Annotated in this window: 21 protein-coding genes; 4 read left to right on the forward strand and 17 right to left on the reverse strand. The window is 64.6% G+C overall.

Translation table 11 applies throughout. The features are described from left to right. Nucleotides 1-10: 10 nt before the first annotated feature. Genes rnc through HMPREF3174_RS07675 form a run of 6 tightly spaced genes read right to left on the reverse strand, consistent with a single transcriptional unit; the run spans nucleotide 11 to nucleotide 5,101 of the window. On the reverse strand, nucleotides 11-691 hold the full coding sequence (rnc, locus tag HMPREF3174_RS07650) for a ribonuclease III (RefSeq protein WP_148132201.1): 681 nt from the start codon (nucleotides 689-691) through the stop codon (nucleotides 11-13). Further along, nucleotides 684-1,337, reverse strand: a complete 654-nt coding sequence (locus HMPREF3174_RS07655; protein ID WP_062613739.1) for a YceD family protein — start codon at nucleotides 1,335-1,337, stop codon at nucleotides 684-686. Before HMPREF3174_RS07655 ends, rnc begins: the two co-directional genes overlap by 8 nt. Beyond that, nucleotides 1,337-1,840, reverse strand: coding sequence for a hypothetical protein (locus tag HMPREF3174_RS07660; RefSeq protein ID WP_062613738.1), 504 nt, complete (start codon nucleotides 1,838-1,840; stop codon nucleotides 1,337-1,339). The genes HMPREF3174_RS07655 and HMPREF3174_RS07660 overlap by 1 nt, the downstream gene beginning before the upstream one ends. Beyond that, on the reverse strand, nucleotides 1,837-2,310 hold the full coding sequence (gene coaD, locus HMPREF3174_RS07665; RefSeq protein ID WP_062613737.1) for a pantetheine-phosphate adenylyltransferase: 474 nt from the start codon (nucleotides 2,308-2,310) through the stop codon (nucleotides 1,837-1,839). Before coaD ends, HMPREF3174_RS07660 begins: the two co-directional genes overlap by 4 nt. After that, entirely contained in the window at nucleotides 2,307-2,873 is a 567-nt protein-coding gene (locus HMPREF3174_RS07670; protein WP_062613736.1) for an RsmD family RNA methyltransferase, read from the reverse strand. Before HMPREF3174_RS07670 ends, coaD begins: the two co-directional genes overlap by 4 nt. Next, a complete protein-coding gene (locus tag HMPREF3174_RS07675) occupies nucleotides 2,870-5,101 on the reverse strand; it encodes an ATP-dependent DNA helicase RecG (protein ID WP_148132202.1) in 2,232 nt (743 codons plus the stop codon). The genes HMPREF3174_RS07670 and HMPREF3174_RS07675 overlap by 4 nt, the downstream gene beginning before the upstream one ends. Nucleotides 5,102-5,293: 192 nt before the next feature. Here HMPREF3174_RS07675 and rpmB point away from each other — a divergent pair, with 192 nt between their 5' ends. Then, nucleotides 5,294-5,485, forward strand: coding sequence for a 50S ribosomal protein L28 (gene rpmB / locus HMPREF3174_RS07680; protein ID WP_062613734.1), 192 nt, complete (start codon nucleotides 5,294-5,296; stop codon nucleotides 5,483-5,485). A 227-nt stretch (nucleotides 5,486-5,712) separates the two neighbouring features. On the opposite strand, the gene HMPREF3174_RS07685 is transcribed toward rpmB, so the two are convergent. The 7 genes from HMPREF3174_RS07685 to nrfH form a co-directional block, all read right to left on the reverse strand. Beyond that, nucleotides 5,713-6,327, reverse strand: coding sequence for a TlpA family protein disulfide reductase (locus HMPREF3174_RS07685; RefSeq protein ID WP_148132203.1), 615 nt, complete (start codon nucleotides 6,325-6,327; stop codon nucleotides 5,713-5,715). Between the two features lie 20 nt (nucleotides 6,328-6,347). Beyond that, on the reverse strand, nucleotides 6,348-7,262 hold the full coding sequence (gene ccsA / locus HMPREF3174_RS07690; RefSeq protein ID WP_062613732.1) for a cytochrome c biogenesis protein CcsA: 915 nt from the start codon (nucleotides 7,260-7,262) through the stop codon (nucleotides 6,348-6,350). Then, nucleotides 7,262-8,707 carry a cytochrome c biogenesis ResB family protein gene (locus HMPREF3174_RS07695; RefSeq protein ID WP_062613731.1) on the reverse strand — a complete coding sequence of 482 codons (1,446 nt, stop codon included), beginning with the start codon at nucleotides 8,705-8,707 and terminating at the stop codon, nucleotides 7,262-7,264. The genes ccsA and HMPREF3174_RS07695 overlap by 1 nt, the downstream gene beginning before the upstream one ends. A gap of 11 nt (nucleotides 8,708-8,718) precedes the next feature. Next, on the reverse strand, nucleotides 8,719-9,414 hold the full coding sequence (locus HMPREF3174_RS07700) for a cytochrome c biogenesis CcdA family protein (RefSeq protein WP_062613730.1): 696 nt from the start codon (nucleotides 9,412-9,414) through the stop codon (nucleotides 8,719-8,721). Further along, nucleotides 9,404-10,180, reverse strand: a complete 777-nt coding sequence (locus HMPREF3174_RS07705; protein ID WP_070448326.1) for a tetratricopeptide repeat protein — start codon at nucleotides 10,178-10,180, stop codon at nucleotides 9,404-9,406. Before HMPREF3174_RS07705 ends, HMPREF3174_RS07700 begins: the two co-directional genes overlap by 11 nt. Before the next feature lie 75 nt (nucleotides 10,181-10,255). Then, nucleotides 10,256-11,590, reverse strand: a complete 1,335-nt coding sequence (locus HMPREF3174_RS07710; RefSeq protein ID WP_246783081.1) for an ammonia-forming cytochrome c nitrite reductase subunit c552 — start codon at nucleotides 11,588-11,590, stop codon at nucleotides 10,256-10,258. A 148-nt stretch (nucleotides 11,591-11,738) separates the two neighbouring features. Continuing rightward, nucleotides 11,739-12,257 (reverse strand): cytochrome c nitrite reductase small subunit, encoded by a 519-nt coding sequence (gene nrfH, locus HMPREF3174_RS07715; RefSeq protein WP_070446517.1) that lies wholly within the window; start codon nucleotides 12,255-12,257, stop codon nucleotides 11,739-11,741. Between the two features lie 166 nt (nucleotides 12,258-12,423). On the opposite strand from nrfH, the gene HMPREF3174_RS07720 reads away from it, so the two are divergent. Beyond that, complete coding sequence (locus tag HMPREF3174_RS07720; RefSeq protein ID WP_068539165.1) at nucleotides 12,424-13,272, forward strand: HAD-IIB family hydrolase; 849 nt, start codon at nucleotides 12,424-12,426, stop codon at nucleotides 13,270-13,272. A 1-nt stretch (nucleotide 13,273) separates the two neighbouring features. Here the strand turns inward: HMPREF3174_RS07720 and thiL are convergent, their stop codons facing one another. The 3 genes from thiL to HMPREF3174_RS07735 all read right to left on the reverse strand — a co-directional run bounded on the left by thiL (nucleotide 13,274) and on the right by HMPREF3174_RS07735 (nucleotide 16,117). Beyond that, nucleotides 13,274-14,248 (reverse strand): thiamine-phosphate kinase, encoded by a 975-nt coding sequence (gene thiL, locus HMPREF3174_RS07725; RefSeq protein ID WP_068539167.1) that lies wholly within the window; start codon nucleotides 14,246-14,248, stop codon nucleotides 13,274-13,276. A gap of 28 nt (nucleotides 14,249-14,276) precedes the next feature. Next, nucleotides 14,277-14,819 (reverse strand): NADPH-dependent FMN reductase, encoded by a 543-nt coding sequence (locus HMPREF3174_RS07730; protein WP_068539169.1) that lies wholly within the window; start codon nucleotides 14,817-14,819, stop codon nucleotides 14,277-14,279. Nucleotides 14,820-15,016: 197 nt separating this feature from the next. Next, nucleotides 15,017-16,117, reverse strand: a complete 1,101-nt coding sequence (locus tag HMPREF3174_RS07735; protein WP_062613724.1) for a D-alanine--D-alanine ligase family protein — start codon at nucleotides 16,115-16,117, stop codon at nucleotides 15,017-15,019. Between the two features lie 75 nt (nucleotides 16,118-16,192). Between HMPREF3174_RS07735 and HMPREF3174_RS07740 the strand changes: the two genes are divergently transcribed. Beyond that, on the forward strand, nucleotides 16,193-16,855 hold the full coding sequence (locus tag HMPREF3174_RS07740) for an AMIN-like domain-containing (lipo)protein (RefSeq protein ID WP_070448327.1): 663 nt from the start codon (nucleotides 16,193-16,195) through the stop codon (nucleotides 16,853-16,855). Nucleotides 16,856-16,970: 115 nt separating this feature from the next. Here HMPREF3174_RS07740 and murA read toward each other — a convergent pair whose 3' ends face one another. Beyond that, complete coding sequence (murA, locus tag HMPREF3174_RS07745) at nucleotides 16,971-18,290, reverse strand: UDP-N-acetylglucosamine 1-carboxyvinyltransferase (RefSeq protein ID WP_179853725.1); 1,320 nt, start codon at nucleotides 18,288-18,290, stop codon at nucleotides 16,971-16,973. 127 nt (nucleotides 18,291-18,417) lie between these two features. On the opposite strand from murA, the gene HMPREF3174_RS07750 reads away from it, so the two are divergent. Continuing rightward, nucleotides 18,418-19,011 carry a DUF421 domain-containing protein gene (locus HMPREF3174_RS07750; protein ID WP_062613721.1) on the forward strand — a complete coding sequence of 198 codons (594 nt, stop codon included), beginning with the start codon at nucleotides 18,418-18,420 and terminating at the stop codon, nucleotides 19,009-19,011. The last annotated feature ends 8 nt before the right edge of the window (nucleotides 19,012-19,019 follow it).

Genomic DNA, 19,019 nt, shown 5'->3' on the forward strand with positions numbered 1-19,019 from the left:
TAGGCGCGGGCTAGCCGAGCGCGTAGTAGGCGGCCTTGCAGGCCTCCAGCTTGGCCTGCTTTTGCGAGGTGGCCGTACCCTCCCCGCGCTTGACCCCGTCGACGATCACCGCGGCTGTATACACGCGCGCGTGGTCCGGGCCCTCGCCCTCCACCTCGTAGCTGAGGTTGCCGGTGATCCCCTGCTCGCGGGCCTTCTCCTCGAACGCCGTGCGCCAATCGAGGGCCGGACCCATCTTCTGCGCGGCCTCCACCTGCGGAACCAGGTGGCGCAGCACAACCTCGTTCGTCACCTCCACGCCGTGCGTAAGGAACGTGCCGCCGATGAGGGCCTCCACCGTGTCGGCCAGGATCGATTCCTTATCCCGCCCGCCCGACTTCTCCTCGCCGTGCCCGAGCCGAATAAACGCGCCCAGGCCCAGCCGCCGGGCGATCTCCGCCAGCGAGCGCTCCGAGACCGCGGCCGCCTTAATCTTCGACATCCCGCCCTCGTTCATGTCCGGGTACGTGGCAAAAATGTAGCTGGTCACCACCGCGCCCAGGATCGAATCGCCCAGAAACTCCAGGCGCTCCGAGTGCTCGCCGCCGTTCTCGTACGCCCAAGACCGGTGCGTCAGCGCCGGCTCCACGTAGCGCGGATCAATCGTGGCGCCCCACGCCTCCACCTCCCGCTGCGTGATTGGCTTATGCACGGGGGTCCTCAACGACGCCGTCGAGGCCGGTCGCGTCCGCAGGCCCGGCACCGGCGCCGGCCGGGCGGGCGTCGTCGGACACGTCGGTGTCGTCGGCCTCCTGAGAAAGTTGGGCCGCGAGCGCGTCGAGGGCGGAGAAGCGCGGGTCGAGGAACTCGTGGGCGTGGCCGTCGGGCAGGTCCTCCCAGCGCTCGCCGCACTCGGGGCACAGGCCTTCGCAGTCGGGGCGGCACAGCGGGATGAGAGGCATGGCGAGCACGAGCGCGTCGCGGACGATGGGTTCCATGTCGATCGTGTCGTCGGCGACGATCGGCATGTCCTTAGCCTCTTCGTCCCCCTCGTCGAGGAGGGCCTTTTGGCTTTCGGGATAGAAGACGAGTTCGGCCACTGGTTCATGCAGGTCGAGTGTGATGTCGGTCAGGCACCGGGCGCATTGGCCGTGCGCGGTGGCGCTGACCATGCCCTGCACGAGCACGCCCTCGGAGACGGACTGCAGCGTGATATCGAGGTCAATCGGGTCGCCCTCCACCACGCGGACCATCGGGATGCCGCACTCGGCCGGCGCCGGCAGCTCGGTGCTGAGCTCGCGCTGGGCGCCCTCCGCCCGCGGCAGGTCAATGATCGAGACGACGTACGGGCTGGTCATCACTCATCCTCCAGGCGGTTGGCCAGGTGGGCGCGGCCGGCCGCGATCTGCTCGAGCAGACCGCCGAGCTCCTCCGACAGCTGGTCAAGCGTGGTGGCCGCATAATCGTCCGCGCCGCGCTTCATGTGCTCGGCCTTCGTCTGCGCCTCGTCCAGAATGCGGGTGGCCTGCGACTTCGCCGCGATCGTGATCTGATCCTGGGCCACCAGGCGCGAGGCCTGCTCGCGGGCCTCCGCCACGATCGTGGCCGCGTCCTGTTCGGCGCGCTCGCGGATCGCATCCGCATCCTGACGCGCCGACTCCGACACCGCCGACGCCTCCTGCAACACCTCGTCCGCCGCGACGATCTGATCGGGCACGATCTCCCGCGCCGTCTCCAGCAGGTCCAGCAACTCTGAGCGGTTGACCATCACCGACGCCGACATCGGCAAAGACTTCGCGTGGGACACAATCTCCACCAGCTCGTCCAGGATCTCGAGCAGCGATTCGCCTTGTTCGTTCATGAATTGACCTTCCTCAGTGCACGCGCAACATTCGGCGTCACCAGATCGTCGATTGTACCCCCGTAAGAGGCTATTTCCTTAACGAAGGAAGATGCTATGTGGCTCAGCGCCGGATCGCCCATAACAAACACGGTCTCAATGTGGGACAGGTGCCGGTTGAGCAGCGCCATGGCCTGTTCGGCGTCGTAATCCGCCGCCCCGCGCAGGCCCTTGACGATCGCCGCCGCCCTGCGCTCGCGCGCAAAGTCCGCAATCAGCCCGGTGGCCGCCTCCACCCGCACCCCGCCGACGCCGGCGAGCGCCTCACGCGCCAGCTCCACGCGCTCGTCGAGGCTGAACAGGTAGGTCTTCTTCGCGTTATGACTCACGGCCACCACGACCTCGTCAAACATCCCCCGCGCCCTCTCAATCACGTCAATGTGGCCAAGAGTGAGCGGATCGAAGGATCCCGGGCAAACCGCTAGTGTCATGGCTCCAGTCTACCCTCCCCCGCCATCACTGCGGACCAGACGCGGGTGTCGCCCCACGTGCGGTCGTCGTCGAGCTCGAGGCCCTCGGGCCAGGCCGGCTCCGGGGAGTGCTTCGAGCGCTCGACCACCACCATCGCGTCCGCGGCCAGGTGCGGCACGAGGAGCTCAAGCACGAGCGCGAGGGCCCCCTCCCCGATGTCATAAGGCGGGTCGAGGAACGCCAGGTCGAAGCGTTCGGAGGGCTCGGTGGCGAGGTACGTTTCGGCCTTCATGGGCACGACGTCGATCTCCAGCCCCGTCGCCTTCGCGTTGGCGCGCGCCACGCCGGCCGCCTGCCGGCTGGCCTCCACGCTCACCACGCTGCGCGCCCCGCGGGACTTCGCCTCGAGCCCGAGTGCCGCCGAGCCCGCGTACAGATCGAGCACGGCGCAGCCCTCGATGTAGCCGTAGTGCTCGAGGCGGGAAAACATCGCCTCCCGCACGCGCTCCGACGTGGGGCGCGTTCCGGACTTGGGCACCTGCAGGTTGCGCCCGCCGGCGGTGCCTGCCACGATTCTGGTCATATCTTCTCCAGGTAGTCGGTGGAATCGGAGCTAGCCGCCTCGATCGCGGCACGCAGGGCGGGGTGGTCGGCGAGCGTGGCGTCGGCCGTCACGAGCGCGCGGGCCGCGGCTCGTGCTACCCCGATGAGCTCTTCGTCCGTGCGCACGCGCACGTATTTCAGCGACGACGACCGCCCGCTTTGCGCCGCCCCCAACACGTTCCCCTCGCTGCGCAGTTCGAGGTCCTTCTCCGCCAGGGCGAAGCCGTCGGTGGTGGAGGCGAAGGCAGCCAGGCGCTCGAAGGCCACCGTGCCGTCCAGTGCGTGGTGGACCGCCAGGCAGATCGACTCCCTCTGGCCGCGCCCCACGCGCCCGCGCAACTGGTGGAGCTGGGACAGGCCGAAGCGTTCGGCGTCGAGAATCACCATCATCGTGGCCTGCGGCACGTCCACGCCCACCTCAATCACCGTGGTGGACACGAGCAGGGGCGCGCGGCCGGAGGCGAAGTCGTCCATCGCTCGGGCCTTGTCCTCGGCATCCATGCGGCCGTGAACCGCACCAATCTCAACCCCCGCGAGCACCGGCTTGGCGCGCACCTGGGCGAGGACCGATTCGACCGAGGCGGGCTCGAAGTCGTCGATGGCGAGCTGCTCGCCCAAGTTGGCGAGGGCATCGGGGCCGGCGTCGCCCGGCGCCTCCTCCTCGGCCGTGGCGGAGATTCGCGGGCAGACGACGTAGACCCGGCCGCCGGCGTCGATCTCCTCACGGGCCCGCTCCCAGACCCGTTCCACCCAGCGTTCGTTCATGGCCGGGACCAGGTTCGTGGCGATCGCTCGGCGCCCCTCGGGCTGCTCGCGCAGGGTCGAGACCTGCAGCTCCCCGAAGGAAGTCATCGCGATCGTTCGCGGTATCGGCGTGGCCGTCATGACGAGGAGGTGGGCACCGGCGGCGAGGCGGTCGCGCTGATCCACCCCGAAGCGGTGCTGCTCATCGATCACCACGAGGCCGAGGAACGGGATCTGGACCATGTCCTCAAACAGGGCGTGGGTGCCAACCACGATCCCAGCCGCGCCCGAGGCGATCGCGGCGAGCGTTGCGCGTTTCTTCGCCGCGGGCAACGAGCCCGTCAGTAGCTCAATCGACGTGGCCTGCGCGGCCGCTCCGAGCTGGCCGGCCATCCCCAGCTCCCCCAGCATCGACTGAAAGGAGGCGTAGTGCTGGGCGGCGAGCACCTCGGTGGGTGCCACGAGGACGGCCTGACGCCCGGCGTCGACCGCCTGGATCATGGCACGCAAGGCGACGACAGTCTTGCCCGATCCGACGTCGCCCTGCAAAAGGCGGCGCATCGGGCTGGCGGTGGCGAGCTCGGCGGCCAGCTCCTGACCTACCGCGCGCTGGCCGGCGGTCAGATCGAAGGGAAGGCGGGCGTCGAATGCCGCGAGGATGCCACCCTCGCGGGGCGCCATCGCGGGCGCCGGGTGTGCGGCGGCGTCGACCGCCCGCTGGGCGAGCAACGCCTGGAGCACGAAGGCCTCCTCGTGCTTGAACCGCGGGATGGCGCTGTGCCACTCCTCCTCGCTGGTCGGCTGGTGAGCCGCGCGCAGCGCCTCGAAGCGGCCAGGCAGCGAGTGATCGGCAAGGTAGTCTTCAGGGAGGGGATCGGGCACGTCGCTCGGGGTCAGCGAGGCAAGCGTGACATCCACGGCCTTGGCGATCTTCCACGAGGGCAGCTTTGCGGCAGCGTGGTAGATCGGGATCGGCTGAGCAATCTTTGCCGGATCGACCTCCGCCTCGTCCTCCACCACCTCATACTCCGGGTGGGAAAGCTGGAGCTGGCCGCGGTAGGAGGTGATCGTGCCGGAAAAGGTGGCGAGCGTGCCGGGGCGCAGCTTGGCGGCGTGAAAGTGCAGCGGACGGGAGGACTTGGCAAAGAAGGTGAGGTTAAGAGTGTGGCGCCCGTCGGAAATCACCACGGATAAGATGTAGCCGCGCCGGGAGTGCATGGGCCGGACCTGGGAATCGACGATCCGGGCCACCACCGTCACCGCTTCTCCCTCTTGCACCGCCTCAATCGGCAGGAGCTCGCCGCGCCGGGCCAGGCGGAAGGGAATGTGATCTAGGAGGTCGCCCACCGTGTGCAGGCCCATTTTGGAAAACGCTGCGCCGGTGCGCGCACCTAAGACCCGCTCGAGCGGGCGCGTGAGAGCCGTCCACGACTCCGCCGTGGTAGCAGCCATTCGATCCGACATCTTTCCTCCAGCTACTAGGTTACCGTGCAGCTGCGAACGAATGGCGGCTCGGCCGTTCCGGCCGAGCCGCGGTAGACGTGCGCAATCCCACTGGCCCGGTACGTTGGAATTTGCATGCGTCGTCGGCTATCATCTTTAAGTTGCTTCAAGGAGCGCGAGAGCGCGCTCTCAACCCAAACGAAGGAGATAACCGTGGCCTCTGTATGTGAAGTCTGCGGCAAGGGCCCTGGTTTCGGTAAGTCTGTGTCGCACTCCCACGTGCGCACCAACCGTCGTTGGAACCCGAACATCCAGCGCATTCGGGCTCTCGTCAATGGGACGCCGAAGCGTCTGAACGTGTGCACCAGCTGCCTCAAGGCCGGCAAGGTGACGCGCAACATCTAGCTCTTAGATGCAAATGAGGCGGGAGATCCCGCCTCATTTTTTATGCCCGCGCTTGCGAGCCTTATGCCGGTGCATGAGCCCCACATGAGTGCTCCGGCCTCATAGCTGTTACGTTAAGCCACCAGATGTCGCATCATTCTGTCGGTTCTTGGCGAGAATCTACGGGATTACCGTTGCGTCTATCGGGTTGTCCTCTACTCCCAAGCAGCACACCGTGGCCCCGCTCCTTATTTTGCGGCGGAGAGGAACTCCTCGATCGAGTCTTCCGACAGCACGCCCACACGATAGTTCGCCACGTTGCCCTCGGCGTCGATCAGGAAGTGAGCCGGCATGCCAAGAACCCCGTATGCGCGCGAAAGATCGTTTGACTCGTCGGCCACTGCGGCGAAGTCATATCCCGCACGCGAAAGATAGCCGCTCACGGTGTTGTCTTGCTCGCCCACGAACGCGACCACAACTTCGACGTCGTCGCGCGCGTCAGCAACGGCCTGCACATCGGGCATCTCCGCGCGGCAACCCTGACACCAGGTCGCCGCGAATAGCAGCCACACCGGCTTGCCATGCAGCGCCTCGAGGGAAACCTCGTTGCCTGCGACGTCGACTGCGGTAAAAGCTGGGGCGGGCTCGCCAACCGTTGGCGCGGGTTGTGCACTGTCGACATCGACCTGGCTGACCTTGCCACTACCCGCAGGGGTGTCATCCTTGCCGAGCAAGCTCTCGCCAAAGCTCGAACCGGAGACGATCCATGCGCCCGCCAAAACAAGTAGCGTCGTCACTATCAGCACCATCATCGTGCCGTATTTCGACTCGCGAATACCGGTGCGCCAATCAGTCGTACTCACATTTCTCCCTTGTAGCAGATCTAAGCGTAGGAGTGCAGGCTATCAAACCACAGGTTACCGAAGAATGTGAACAGGACGGCACTAAAGCCCAGAACTAGGAGCCATGCGGACTTCCGTCCGCGCCAGCCGCGAACCACACGGGCATGGACGTAGGCGCCATAGATCAACCACGTTACTAGCGCCGAGGTTTCCTTCGGATCCCATCCCCAGTAACGGCCCCACGCGATGTTGCCCCATATGGCTCCCAGTACGATCATGATGGTCAACAGCGGGAAGGCGAAGACCACCGATTTGTAGCCGAGCTCCTCGAGGATCTCCGGCCTCGGCCAACCGCGCCAGGTGACCTTCGGTGCGAGCAGATACATGATCGCGGCGCCGAATCCGATGACTGCCGCGCCGTAGGACAGCGCAGCGGTGAACACGTGCAGGGTCAGTAGCGGACTATTCTGGAGTGCCGGCATGAGAGGCTCCTTGGCGAAGTCCAACGAGGTCACGTAAATGAGCATGCCAAGAATGACCGGTAACGTGAACAACGCTAGCGTGCGGATACGGTAGCGGTGCTCGAAGTAGATCTGGAAGGCAAGCATTCCCCATACGAAGGCTGTGGCGAACTCGTATTGGTTGGCCAGCGGAGGTTCACCGGTGGCGATGTAGCGCACAATGACCGAGGCAGTGAGGGTGAGGAAGGCTAGCTTTTCGAGCAGGTTGCCCATGCGCGGAAGCCCCCTGGCCTGCATGGGTTGGACCTGGGTCTCGGTGCTGGTGACGTTCGATTCCACGACGACGGCCGAAGCGGATGTCGGCGCAGCCACAGTCGCAGACTGCTTGGCCGAACTCATATTGCGCGCAACGAAAGTAGCCATGACGTAGATTCCGAAGGCAAGCGCAACAATTAGCGTGCTTGCGAAAAGGAGAATCTGGGAAAACTCAAGCATTAGAGTTCCTTTCCTTGTGTGATGCGTTCGGTGATCTCGGTACCGAATCCATGGAAATAGCGCGAGAACCCGAGGTCACGCTTGTCGTGCGAGGCCAGTCGGAGGACGGAGCCATCGTCGGTGGCGGTCACCCACGCCCACATGCGCTGGTGACGTAGTGCCATGGTCATGATTGATCCAATAATAAGCAACGCGCTACCAAGCCAGACCACCCACGCGCCCGGGTCACTTCGGACGATGAGGCCGGCGTACTGAGCCTCGCGTTCGAATGTGATGTCAAGGCCGGCGACTGTGGCGGGCTGGCCTTGGTCCACCACCTTCATATCCATCGTCTCCTGCGAGCCAGACTCGTAGACCTCAATGCGCGCCTGGCCAGGCGCGAGATCCGGGTTTGTGCGTCCGGACGCTGAGGTGATGACGAAGACCTCGAGGGCCGGGTCCTCCAACTCAACGACGCCGTAGCTGTAGGCCCCGTCACTGGTCGTGTAGCGCAATGGCACGCCCCCGGAGCGGAGTTCGCCCGCATTCCCCGAAATCGAAACCACAGCGGACATACCGAAGGAGGCTTGATGGAACATGACGCCGTCATAGGACAGCGGCGAGTTCACGCGGACGTTCTGATCGGCCACGGTCTGCCCGTCCTTGTAGAGGATGACGTGGGAGACGTAGTCGAGCGGACGGCCGTCTTCGTTGTAGGCATCCTGGAACGAGACGACCTTGGCGCTCAGGCCCGTGTTGTAGCCGACTTCCTGGGTCTCCCCCACAGTGACGAGGAAGAAGTCGTTACGAAAGCCCATGCTCTGGGTGACGAGGAAGCCGATGATGATAAGTATGAACGCTAGGTGGGAAAGCGCGGTTCCAAAGGGCGCCCAGTGGAAGCGATCGAGATAGAAGAACTCGCGCTGGGCGTCGTCGGCGATCACGCGCATGTGGCGCCTCTTGGCCGTAGCCAGCAGCGCATCCGTGGTTGTCTCCGCGTCCGCGCTCAGCCTTGCGCTGTAGCGGAAGCGGGCCGTGTTGAAGAAGTTCTCACTCGCCCGCTTACGCGGCTTGTATGCCGTGCGGTACAGAAGCGGAATGCGGTGAGTGGTGCAACCGATGATACTCAGGCACAGCAGGATCATCATGATCCTGAACAGCCATGAGGAGAACATGTTGAAGAAACCGATCGCCGCCAGAATTCTCGTCCACCCGCCGTATACCGGTGTCAGGTTCGTGAGGAAATCCTCCCACGCCGCCTCATCGGCCACGACGTACGAGTTGGCCTGCGGGAAGACTACACCGATCAGGCTGAGGATCGTCACGATCAGGATGAGAAGTAGACCGATCTTCTTGTTGTAGAAGAGGGCATAAATAGTACGCCACACCTCGGCGCCAGAGATGCGGGCGCCGTCGAGAGCATCCACCTGCTCAGGTTCGTGGGTGGCCGTGTTTTGATCAGACACTTCTTCTCCTCCTACAGCAAGGCCGGAACCAGCGTGGCCAGGCGTGCGAACAGGTTGGTGATCATGAGGAAGCCCATAACAATGAGCAGAGTGCCGGCGAGAAGCTCCACCAGCCTATGGTTACGACGAAAGAATCCGAAGCGTTTGTGAAGGTCAACCGCGCCGATGGCCACGGCCACGATCGGAAGCCCCAAGCCAAGGCAAAAAACTGCCATCATGAGGGCACCTTGCCATGCCGTCTCACTTTGAACAGCAAGGGCAAGGATGCCGCCAAGGATCGGGCCGATGCACGGGGTCCAGCCCGCACCAAAAACCACGCCCATGAGAGCTGAGCGGGCCGTGCCGTTGCGAATCCCCGCCGGTCCCTTGAGATCCCCGCGGATCAGTTGGTCGAGTACGGGAATTGAGATAAGGCGAGCCATGTGCAGGCCCATAACGATCAGGATCGCGCCGCCGCCGATCCGAAGGACGTTCGAGTACTGTCCGAGGACGTTCCCTACCGCCGCGATGGACAGCCAGATCGTCATAAAAATGACCGAGAACCCCACCATAAACGCCACGGCGTGCCATCCGGCGCGGCTACGTGAGACCTCTCCCGGATCTCCCCCAACGATCTGGCCGACGAAGACCGGCACGACCGGGAGGAAACAGGGTGAGGCGAAGGCGATGATCCCAGCCGCGAAGGAAAGGAGGACACTAATCTCCATTTGTCTCGGCGCTCTCGCGGTACTTCATGATGTCGGCGGCCATGTCAGAGTCGGGCGCCAGTTCGAGGACCTTGTCCCACACGCGCGTCAGCTCAGCCTCGTCGACGGGCTCCTCCATGAGATAAACAAATCCAAGGTTGAACCACGGCTCGGCCTTCGTCGGATCGAGTTCAGTGGCCTTCATCCAGCTCTCCTTCGCGCCTTCGAAGTTGTTGAGCGAGTACTTGCACACGCCAGCCATGAGGTGGCTTTCCATATCATCGGGGGCTACTTCGATCGCTTTGTTGAGGGCATCGAGCGCGTTCTGGTACTGACGGGCGTCCACGTAGATCTTGCCCAACTCCTTGAGGGTATCCACATCCTGCGGATTATCCTCGATCTTCTGGTTAAGCTCGGCGACCTTTTCTTCATCAAGGGTCGCCATCTGGCCCATGTCCATCTGAGAAATATCCGGGTGGTTCGCGGGAAGGGTCGGGTTGTCATTCGCCGACGGGCCCAGCCCGGCCTGCCGAACAATGATCACGACGGCGATCGCCAGCAGAACCGTCAACACGAACGTGAGCTTGTTGATTGTTTTCTTCTCTCCCGCAGCCGGCGAGGTCCCTGGGCGGGAGGTAGGCGCCGCCTTGGCCCGAACCGGCTTGGGCGGGGAATCACTTCCGTCGTCCTCCTCGTACGTGTCAATATCGACCACGTCGGCATCGACGACGTCGGGATCGCCCGTCTCTTCGTGGGGGAGATCGTCCTTGGGACCTGATGGCGGCATGCTCACTCTTCTCAATGGTGTGGTGCGGCGCCCTGGGACGCCGCACCACTATCGGGACCTTCGGCTACTGGTTCTTTACTTGGGGCCGGGCCGGTCGACCGGCTTGATGTCATAGCTATCCGGGGTGCGCTGGATGTCAACGTCGACACCCCTGAGTGCTAGCTGGCCGGCGCGGGCGTAGTCGGTAGCGGCGTTGAGCACCGCCAGTGAATACCCTGGCGCATGGAACCCTCGAGAGTTCTCGGAGACGGAGTAGTCAACCATGAACTGCGCCTTGCGCTGGAAGTCATAGGCCTTTTCCAAGGTGGCCTGATCAACGGATCCCTTCATCTGCTCCAGGTCATCAAGCAGGCCCTGCACGGCAGTGAAGGCAACATCCTTAGCATCGCCCCATCGGTTCTGGATTGTCTCAACACGGCCACGCATCTCGTCTTCGGAAGAGTGGTGGCAGGTCAGGCACGCCGCGTTGATGGAGGCGTTGTCTAGCATCGGCGAGCGCACCTGGTGATCGCTGATCTTCGCGGCGCCGTCACGCTTGTAGGGCATATGGCAGTCCGCGCAGGTCACGCCGTTGTCGGCGTGGATGCCCTGTGACCAGGTTTCGAAGTCCGGGTGCTGAGCCTTGATGACTTTGGCTCCCGTCGTGGCATGTTCGAAGTCGGAGAAGCCGATCTCGTCGTAGTACGCGATGGCGTCATCGACGGTCAGACCCTTCGTCCAGGGGAAGGTGAGGGTCTTCCCCTCGCCCTTGAAGTAGTACTCCACATGGCACTGTCCACACACGAAGCTCCGCATTTCCTGGTTGGTGGCATCTCGGTTGACGTCGTAATCCTCGATGCCCTCCAACGCCTTGACTGCGCGGATGCCTTCAATGAACGCGGGGCGGGTGACACGCAGCTTCATGGTCGCCGGATCGTGACAGTCGATACAGCCAATCGGGCCACCCGCGTGTTGCACGACCTCCGAGTAGGGAAGCTTGTTCATCTGTGCCCAGCCATCTGCCGGATCGTCAGGATTAAGGGCGTTAACGACCTCCGGGACCGAGGAATGGCAGTTAAGGCAGGCGCCGGGCTGGTTGAAGTCAGTCATGCGCTTGACGTACTTCTGGTCGTCGAGCATGTAGGCGTGTCCGCGCGGCTCGTTGTACTCGACCGAGAAGGCATAGCCCTTCCAGATGGACACAAGACGCGGTTCGATGGCGAGCTTGGAACGCGTCTTAAATTCGCGTGTGTCTTCGGGGACGGACGGATCGGTGTTGGCCACCTTATTGTTCGGATCCATCTCCGACGTCGCCATATAGCCTTCGTATTGCTTGGGCCAGTTTTCTCCCCACACTGCGGGATCAAACGTGGTGTCGGTAATCTCCGCCACGGGCGACCACGGATGGGCAGCCTCTTGCTTCTTGTCCATAATGTCCATGAACAGCCACGTGATGAACGCGGCGGCAAGGGCTACCACGACGAGGACGACGACGGCGGGCCACGTCTTCTTCGTCGCGGTCGATGCACCAGCACCATCGGGGGGGGGAACTACTTCGAATTCCTCGTTCTCACTATTCTCACCTCGCGTGTCCAACGCCGTCGTGGCACTTGACGCACGACATTTCTTCATTTCTTTCGAGGAAGCCGTGGTTAACCTGGTCCACAAGATCCGCATGGCAATAGCGGCAGGCGTGTTCCACGACTTCTTGATTGTGTGGGCGAATCTTGATGTTCTCAGGGTAGTTACCCACGGTGAACTTCAAGGAGTGCATGAAGCCGTTTTCGGCCTTGTTGATGTACTTGGCAACGAGATTCTCATGCGGAGCATGACAGTCGTTGCACGTGGCAACGTTGGCGTGACTTCCTCGCACATACGCGTTGTACTGTTCGTTCATCGCGTGGCACGAATTGCATGTCTGGGGGTCGTTGCCAAAATAGTTGGTGAAGCCGGCAGCCTGGAGCGTCATCGCCCCCACGCCAATGACCGCACCGACGAGGGCGGCGAGGACGATGCCCTTCCAGCCCGAAAATGTGGAGACGAAAGCTCGCCAGGTGCGCCTCAGCCACCCGGGTTGCTGTTTTTGCCGTGTGCCCATGCCTCGCCTCCATTTCCTTAACACCATCATATGATGTTTGATGTCAGGAGAATTAGAATTATTCACAACAACTACGGGACACTTTGTCTTGAAAAACGAGTTGTGGAGCTTTTTGGGACACTAGTCCCACGATTGTTCGCTAACACGATTGAATCTGGAAGTACCAATGAGAACCCCGGTCCTCGACTTTGACAACCTGCCCTGGCCCCGCGGCGCACTCAAACACGCGGTTTTCGACATCGACGGCACGCTCACGGACGAGCACTCCATCACTTCCGACGTCACGATCGCCGCGTTGCGTGCGCTTGACGACGCCGGCGTGCCGATCGCGTTGGCCACCGGGCGCCTGCTCAACGGGGGCGCGAACCTGGTGCGCCGGGCGGGGATTCACGCGTGGGTGATCGCAGCCGGCGGCGGCGTGGTGTGGAACGGGAAGGATATCGTCTCGGCGCATTACATGGATGTCGAGGAGGTTGAGCAGGTCACGGCGATGGCCCACGGCAACGGCCTGGTCCCCTTCTACTTTGACGAGGAGCGCATCTACGCTGACCGCGCCGCACTGGATGCGATGGGCATGCTCGAGATCAACGAGAACGCGAGCGAGGGCCAGCCCGTGCTCGACCTCGACCAGTTCACCCCCGCCCACGCCACCAAGGTCTCGCTTGCCGCGGCCACGCCCGACCACATGGACGACGTGATCGGCGCGTTCACCAAGCGCTTCCCCACCACCACGCGCTCGCATGCCAACTTCCTCGACATCGTGGCCCCCGGGGTCACGAAGTGGGAGGGGATCGAAAGGGCGCTCGCCGTGCGGGGCCTGCGGGCCGAGGACGGGCTCGGCGTCGGTGATTCGGAGAACGACGTCGCCTGGCTCAGCCGCATCGGCTACCCCGTGGCGGCCGCGCTCGCCAGCCCTGAGGTGCTTGAGACGTGCCGGTGGCGTTTGCCGAAGGTTGACGACGCCGTGGCGCGGCTTCTCCAGGCCGAGGTTGCTCGCCGGGCCAAGGACGACTAGCCTACTCCTCCGTTCCGGCCCCGAAGTGGTCCCAGCCGCCAAACCCTGCCACTTCGCGGTTGCCCACAGTCACGCGCCCGCCGTTGGAGGCGCCCATGACCTCGCCGATGTCGATGAAGCCCTCCGGCAGGGCGACGCCGGGGCGGATCGTGGCGATGAACCCGTGGTCCTCCCCGCCGGTGAGGAGCCATTCGCGCCGGTCGGCGTGGAGCCGACCGGCTGCCCGGCCCAGCGGCCCCAGCTTCCTTTCAAGTGAGCGTGGGTCGAAGTCGATCCACACCCCGGAGGCCTTCGCTAGGCGCCGCGCATCGCGGACGAGGCCATCGGAGAGGTCCATCATTGCCGTCACGCCCCCGGCCATCGCCGCGGCGAGCGCGGCATCGAGCGGCGGCTTGGGCCGCTTGAAGTCGTCCACGAGCCCGGCCACCGCCGCGTCGATGTCCACCCCGGCCTCGAGCAGGGCTAACCCGGCCGCACCGTGCCCGAGGTTCCCGGCGTGAATCACCCGGTCCCCGATCTGGGCGTCGGAGCGGCGCAGGGGCGCGCGCCCCTCCATGTCGCCCAGCACGGTCACGCCAATGACGATCGCCTCCGAGCCCACCAGGTCTCCTCCGTCCACGCCAACCCCCAGTGGCGCACACGCCTCCGCCAACCCGCGCGCAAAGTCCTCCACCCACTCCACCTCGAGCGAGCCGGGCAGGCCGAGCGAGATGACAAGCGTGCGGGGCCGGGCTCCCATGGCCACGGCGTCGGCGAGGTTTTGCATGGCGGCCCGGAAGCCGATGTCGGCCCCGCCTGACCAGTCGCGCCGGAAGTGGTGGCCTTCCACGAGCATGTCGGTGGAGATCGCGGCCGCCCCGGCCATGGCGAGCACGGCACAGTCGTCCCCCGAAGGCACGTCTACCCCTTCGCCGCGCGGCAGAAGGGGTAGGAAGCGTGAGATGAGGTCGTCTTCGGTGGTGTGCGAGATGAGCATGTGCTCACCCTAGCAAACGGCCACGGCCCTACTTGTTATCCTCGATGAACTGGGCAAACGCGGCGATGAAGTTCGCGATGATCTCGCGCGAGGTTTCGTTCGTGATCACGCCATCCTCGAGCTGGCCGGTCCGGGTGGCGTCGATGTAGGCCTCGGGCTGGGTCATGAGCTTCGGGCCGAAGAACAGCAGGGTGCTGCGCAGGTGCGACTGGGCCAGCGCCGTGCCAACCCCAGAGGGCGCCGCACCAGTCACCGCCACGGGCTTACCCGCTAGCGACCACTGCCCCCACGGGCGCGACGACCACTCGATCGCGTTGTGGAGCAGTGCCGAGAACATGCGGTTGTGCTCGGGGGTGATGAACAGGACGCCGTCGGCGGAAGCCAGCAGCTCCTTAAACTTGACGGCCACCTCGGGGTAGGCCGCGTCGTAGTCACGGTTGTAGTGCGGCAGGTCCTTGATCTCGGCCTCGACCATCTCGACGCCCTCCGGCGCGAGTTCCACGAGCGTGTTGGCAAGCTGACGGTTGATGGAGCTCGCCGAAGCGGAGCCGACCAGGTAAACGATCTTCATGTTGGACCTTCCCGTAGGTGTTATTCGCGAACTTCGCGTTACACGTTCAGGTTAAGATCGACTAGTCGAACTTTCAACTATTCTGGTGGTGTGCTCTCTCACAGCGCACGACGCCGCCCAGTCGCCCCGCGCCCGCCGTCCAGCCACCCGCAACGCATGCCCGACGACGCCGTCGTCCGGCCCGTTCCAGCGCCCGGCTAGCGCAGCCCGCGCGGCCGCTCGAGGGCCAGCCCGACGAGCTCGTCGACGAGCTCGCCATAGGACAGCCCGGCCTGGCCCCACAGGGCCGGATACATGGAGAACGGCGTAAAGCCAGGCATCGTGTTGATCTCGTTGACGATCGGCTCGCCGCCGGCAACGAAAAAGTCCACGCGCGTGAGCCCCTCGCACTCGAAGGCATCGAAAGTCCGCACGGCGATCTCTCCCACGCGCCGCGTGGTCTCCTCATCCAGCTCGGCGGGGATCGACATGGTGAGACCGTCGGTGGAAACGTATTTGGAGTCGAAGTCGTAGAAGCCGCCGGCCGGGGCCTCAAGCAGCACCTCGCCCAACACCGAGGCTCGGGCCGGTTCATCCCCACGCCCACCGAGCACAGCGCACTCGACCTCACGCCCGGCAATCCCCTGCTCGATCACCACCTTCGGGTCATGCGCCTGGGCCACCTCCACCGCGGCGGCCACGCCCTCCAGGCGCTCCACCTTGGAGATCCCCAGCGAGGACCCTGCACGCGCCGGCTTGACATACACCGGGAACTCAAGCTCCGCGACCTCCGCGAGCACGGCGTCGCGCTCGGCACGCCAACGGTGAGCGGTGACGGCCACGTACGGCCCCACCGGCAACCCCGCCCCGATCAGCACCTGCTTCATGAAATCCTTGTCCATCCCAGCAGCCGACGCCAATACGCCGCAGCCCACATACGGGATGCCGGCCATCTCGAGCAGGCCCTGGATGGTGCCGTCCTCCCCGAAGGGTCCGTGCAGAACGGGGAAGACGACGTCGACCGCGCCCAGCTCACGCACCTGCCCGCCCCCGACCTCGAGTAGCGACTGGCTACCGTCCCCCGGCGGGATCACGATGCGCCGATCGGAAGGACCCACCTCGGTCAACCCGCGGGACATGTCGAGCGCCTCGGGGTCCGTCTCCCCCGGCACCCAAGTGCCGTCGCGGCGGATGCCGATGCTGACGACGTCGTAACGATCCGGATCGAGCGCCCTCATAACCGCGCCCGCGGTGGCGCACGAAATCGAGTGTTCCCCGGAAATCCCGCCGTAAATGACGGCAATACGAATTCTCTTCACCACTTAAGACTACCCGAGGAGGTTCACAGTGTCGGTGAGCCGCGTTAGTCTGTTAAGCAACATGAAGGAGGAAACGTGAAGACACACCTTTTTGCCGCGGCCGCCGTGTTGGCGCTTGCCGCATGTACGCAGGATCCAGGCGCGTCCGACACCACTCCCGCGCCAACGACGCCGACCCCGTCGGCCACCAAGACCGCAACTCCCGAGTCGACCGAGGAGCCAACGCAAACCGAGACCGAGCCCGAGCAGCCCGCGCTCCCCAGCGCCGAACCGTCGGTGCCCTACTCCCCGGAAAACAAGGCCTCCCAGTCCGAGAACTGGCCGGACATTTCGGCCCAGGCCCTGCCCTACGCCGTCAACTATGGCTACAACTACGTGGACATCATCTACACGTGGGACGGCACGGGCGAACTGAGCTGGTACACGGACGGCTGGGCGGACCAGGCCGTCGAGGAGGGCTCGGGCCTGCCGATCGACGTCCACTCCGACAACGTGCTGCAGATCCACGTGGCTGGCCTACGCCTGCCCGAACCGGACGAGTATGACACGTCCGCCTTCACCCTCAGCCAGACCGAGACCACGGGCATGACCCGGCTCGCAGTTGCCGGCCCGTTCGAAGGACAACACACCGTGACCATTGGCGCCGAGGCACGCCTGCCCTACTCCATCGAGGTCACCAGCCAGCCCAATGCCGACGGCGGCACCGACGCCGTGCTGCGCGTCTACTTCGACGAGTAGGCGGCAGTGAACCGCCGAGCCGACGAGTAAGCGGCAACGAGCGGCGACTCTAAAAATAGGTAGCAACGACCCGCGGACGGCATAGAGCCGCGCGGGCGTCGTCGGGCTAGTACAGCTAGGCGACCCGCTCAACGACGGCGCCCACGGCCGCCAGTTTGCGCATGAAGTGCTCGTACCCGCGGTTGATGATGTCGATGCCCACCACGTGCGATTCGCCCTCGGCCGCGAGGGCGGCGATGAGATGGGAGAAGCCTCCGCGCAGGTCCGGCACCTCAATGTCCGCGGCGTGGAGCTTGGTGGGGCCCTGAATGACGGCGGAGTGGTAGTAGTTCTCCTGGCCGAACCGGCACCCCTTGGAGCCCAGGCACTCGCGGTAGACCTGGATCTTCGCGCCCATCTGGTTGAGCGCCTTGGTGAATCCGAAGCGGTTTTCGTACACGGTTTCGTGGACGATCGACACGCCTTCGGCTTGGGTGAGGGCCACGACCATGGGCTGCTGCCAGTCGGTCATAAAACCGGGGTGCACGTCGGTCTCAAGCGGAATGGATTTGAGTGGCGTGCCGGGGTGCCAGAAGCGGATCCCGTCGTCGAGCACGTCGAACTTGCCGCCCACCTTGCGGAAGACATTGAGGAAGTTCATCATCGATTCCTGCTCGGCCCCGCGCACGGTGATGTCGCCGCCGGTGGCCAGCGCCGCACACGCCCACGAACCCGCCTCGATCCGGTCTGGTAGCGCGGTGTGGGTGTAACCGTGGAGCTCCTCCACGCCCTCGATGTGGATGGTGCGATCGGTGTCCACTGTGATGAGCGCGCCCATCTTTTGCAAGATCGCGATGAGGTCCATGATCTCGGGTTCCACGGCCGCGCCGCGCAGCTCGGTGATGCCGCGCGCCCGCACGGCCGCCAGCAGGGTCTGCTCGGTGGCACCCACGGACGGGTAGGGCAGGTGGACCTTGCGCGCCTTGAGGCCGGAGGGGGCCACGAGGTGGAGGCCGAGCTCCTGGGCGTCACGCGTGGCGCCGAAGTCCTCGAGCACCTTGAGGTGGAAGTCCACCGGCCGATCACCGATATGGCAACCGCCCAGGTCCGGGATGAAGGCCTCCCCCAGCCGGTGCAAGAGCGGGCCGCAGAAGAGGATCGGGATGCGGGAGGAGCCGGCCAGCTCGTCCACCTTCGCCGGGTCCGGCAAGTGCAGCCGGCCCGGGGTGATGGTGAGGACGCCCTCCGCCTGGTCATAATCGACCTTCGCGCCGTGCAGGCGCAATAGCTCCGAGACCACGTCGACGTCGCGAATCAGCGGCACGTTACGCAACACGGACGTCTCCTCCGTGAGTAGCGCCGCCACCATCGCCTTCGACACGAGGTTCTTCGCTCCACGCACGCGGATCTCACCGCGCAGCGGATGCCCGCCTTGGACGCTCAACACTCCAGCCATCACTGTCCTTCCATAACTGGTGCCATCTTAGCCACTGCCACCGACAATTCCTGTGATCTAACGTCCACGGGGAGTCCGCCGGCCGAGGAAAGCTGTGCGTGGCCCGTGTTGGTGTGATGATAGGTGCATGGAGATCAACACCCTGACATTCGGCGACCTACTCGGCATCACCTGGCTCCAAGCGCTCGCGGTGGTGGTGGGCACGGTGGCGATGTATGCGCTGCTGTTGCTCATCTTGCGCGTGATCGGCCAGCGGATGAGCGCGCGCCTGGCCACGCACGACATGGTGGCGATCATTATCCTCGGCGCGATCGCCGGCCGCTCCACGCTCGGCCACACCCCCACCCTGGCAGGCGGCGCGATCGCGCTGGTCACGCTGTTCATCATGCGCTCGATCCTGGGCCGCATACGGCACAACCCGCACGGAGACCTCCTGATCAACACCCCGCCCATCGTGGTCATGGCACGCACCAACATCTTCCCCGACGCCCTGCGCCACGCGCGCGTCACCGAGGCCGAGCTGTGGATGGCGCTGCGCCAGGCCGGCGTGCGTAACGATGACGAAATCGCCGCCGTCGTCCTTGAACCCAACGGGCATTTTTCGGTACTGCGCCGGGGCGTGCCGATCGACCCGCGGATTCTCCAGCACGTCGACGGCGCCGACCGCATCCCGCGCGAGTTCATCGGAGACAAACACTTCGGCGACCTCGACACCGACTAGCCCGGCTG

It is taken from the genome of Trueperella sp. HMSC08H06, assembly GCF_001808465.1.
Taxonomy (GTDB): Bacteria; Actinomycetota; Actinomycetes; order Actinomycetales; family Actinomycetaceae; genus Trueperella; species Trueperella bernardiae.

What these genes read in the sequence shown, in the direction of transcription:
- HMPREF3174_RS07655 (WP_062613739.1), bottom strand. Translation starts at nt 1,337, where the DNA reads ATGACCAGCCCGTACGTCGTCTCGATCATTGACCTGCCGCGGGCGGAG.
- HMPREF3174_RS07660 (WP_062613738.1), bottom strand. Translation starts at nt 1,840, where the DNA reads ATGAACGAACAAGGCGAATCGCTGCTCGAGATCCTGGACGAGCTGGTG.
- coaD (WP_062613737.1), bottom strand. Translation starts at nt 2,310, where the DNA reads ATGACACTAGCGGTTTGCCCGGGATCCTTCGATCCGCTCACTCTTGGC.
- HMPREF3174_RS07670 (WP_062613736.1), bottom strand. Translation starts at nt 2,873, where the DNA reads ATGACCAGAATCGTGGCAGGCACCGCCGGCGGGCGCAACCTGCAGGTG.
- HMPREF3174_RS07675 (WP_148132202.1), bottom strand. Translation starts at nt 5,101, where the DNA reads ATGTCGGATCGAATGGCTGCTACCACGGCGGAGTCGTGGACGGCTCTC.
- ccsA (WP_062613732.1), bottom strand. Translation starts at nt 7,262, where the DNA reads ATGCTTGAGTTTTCCCAGATTCTCCTTTTCGCAAGCACGCTAATTGTT.
- HMPREF3174_RS07700 (WP_062613730.1), bottom strand. Translation starts at nt 9,414, where the DNA reads ATGGAGATTAGTGTCCTCCTTTCCTTCGCGGCTGGGATCATCGCCTTC.
- HMPREF3174_RS07705 (WP_070448326.1), bottom strand. Translation starts at nt 10,180, where the DNA reads ATGCCGCCATCAGGTCCCAAGGACGATCTCCCCCACGAAGAGACGGGC.
- HMPREF3174_RS07710 (WP_246783081.1), bottom strand. Translation starts at nt 11,590, where the DNA reads ATGGACAAGAAGCAAGAGGCTGCCCATCCGTGGTCGCCCGTGGCGGAG.
- nrfH (WP_070446517.1), bottom strand. Translation starts at nt 12,257, where the DNA reads ATGGGCACACGGCAAAAACAGCAACCCGGGTGGCTGAGGCGCACCTGG.
- HMPREF3174_RS07720 (WP_068539165.1), top strand. Translation starts at nt 12,424, where the DNA reads ATGAGAACCCCGGTCCTCGACTTTGACAACCTGCCCTGGCCCCGCGGC.
- thiL (WP_068539167.1), bottom strand. Translation starts at nt 14,248, where the DNA reads ATGCTCATCTCGCACACCACCGAAGACGACCTCATCTCACGCTTCCTA.
- HMPREF3174_RS07730 (WP_068539169.1), bottom strand. Translation starts at nt 14,819, where the DNA reads ATGAAGATCGTTTACCTGGTCGGCTCCGCTTCGGCGAGCTCCATCAAC.
- murA (WP_179853725.1), bottom strand. Translation starts at nt 18,290, where the DNA reads ATGGCTGGAGTGTTGAGCGTCCAAGGCGGGCATCCGCTGCGCGGTGAG.
- HMPREF3174_RS07750 (WP_062613721.1), top strand. Translation starts at nt 18,418, where the DNA reads ATGGAGATCAACACCCTGACATTCGGCGACCTACTCGGCATCACCTGG.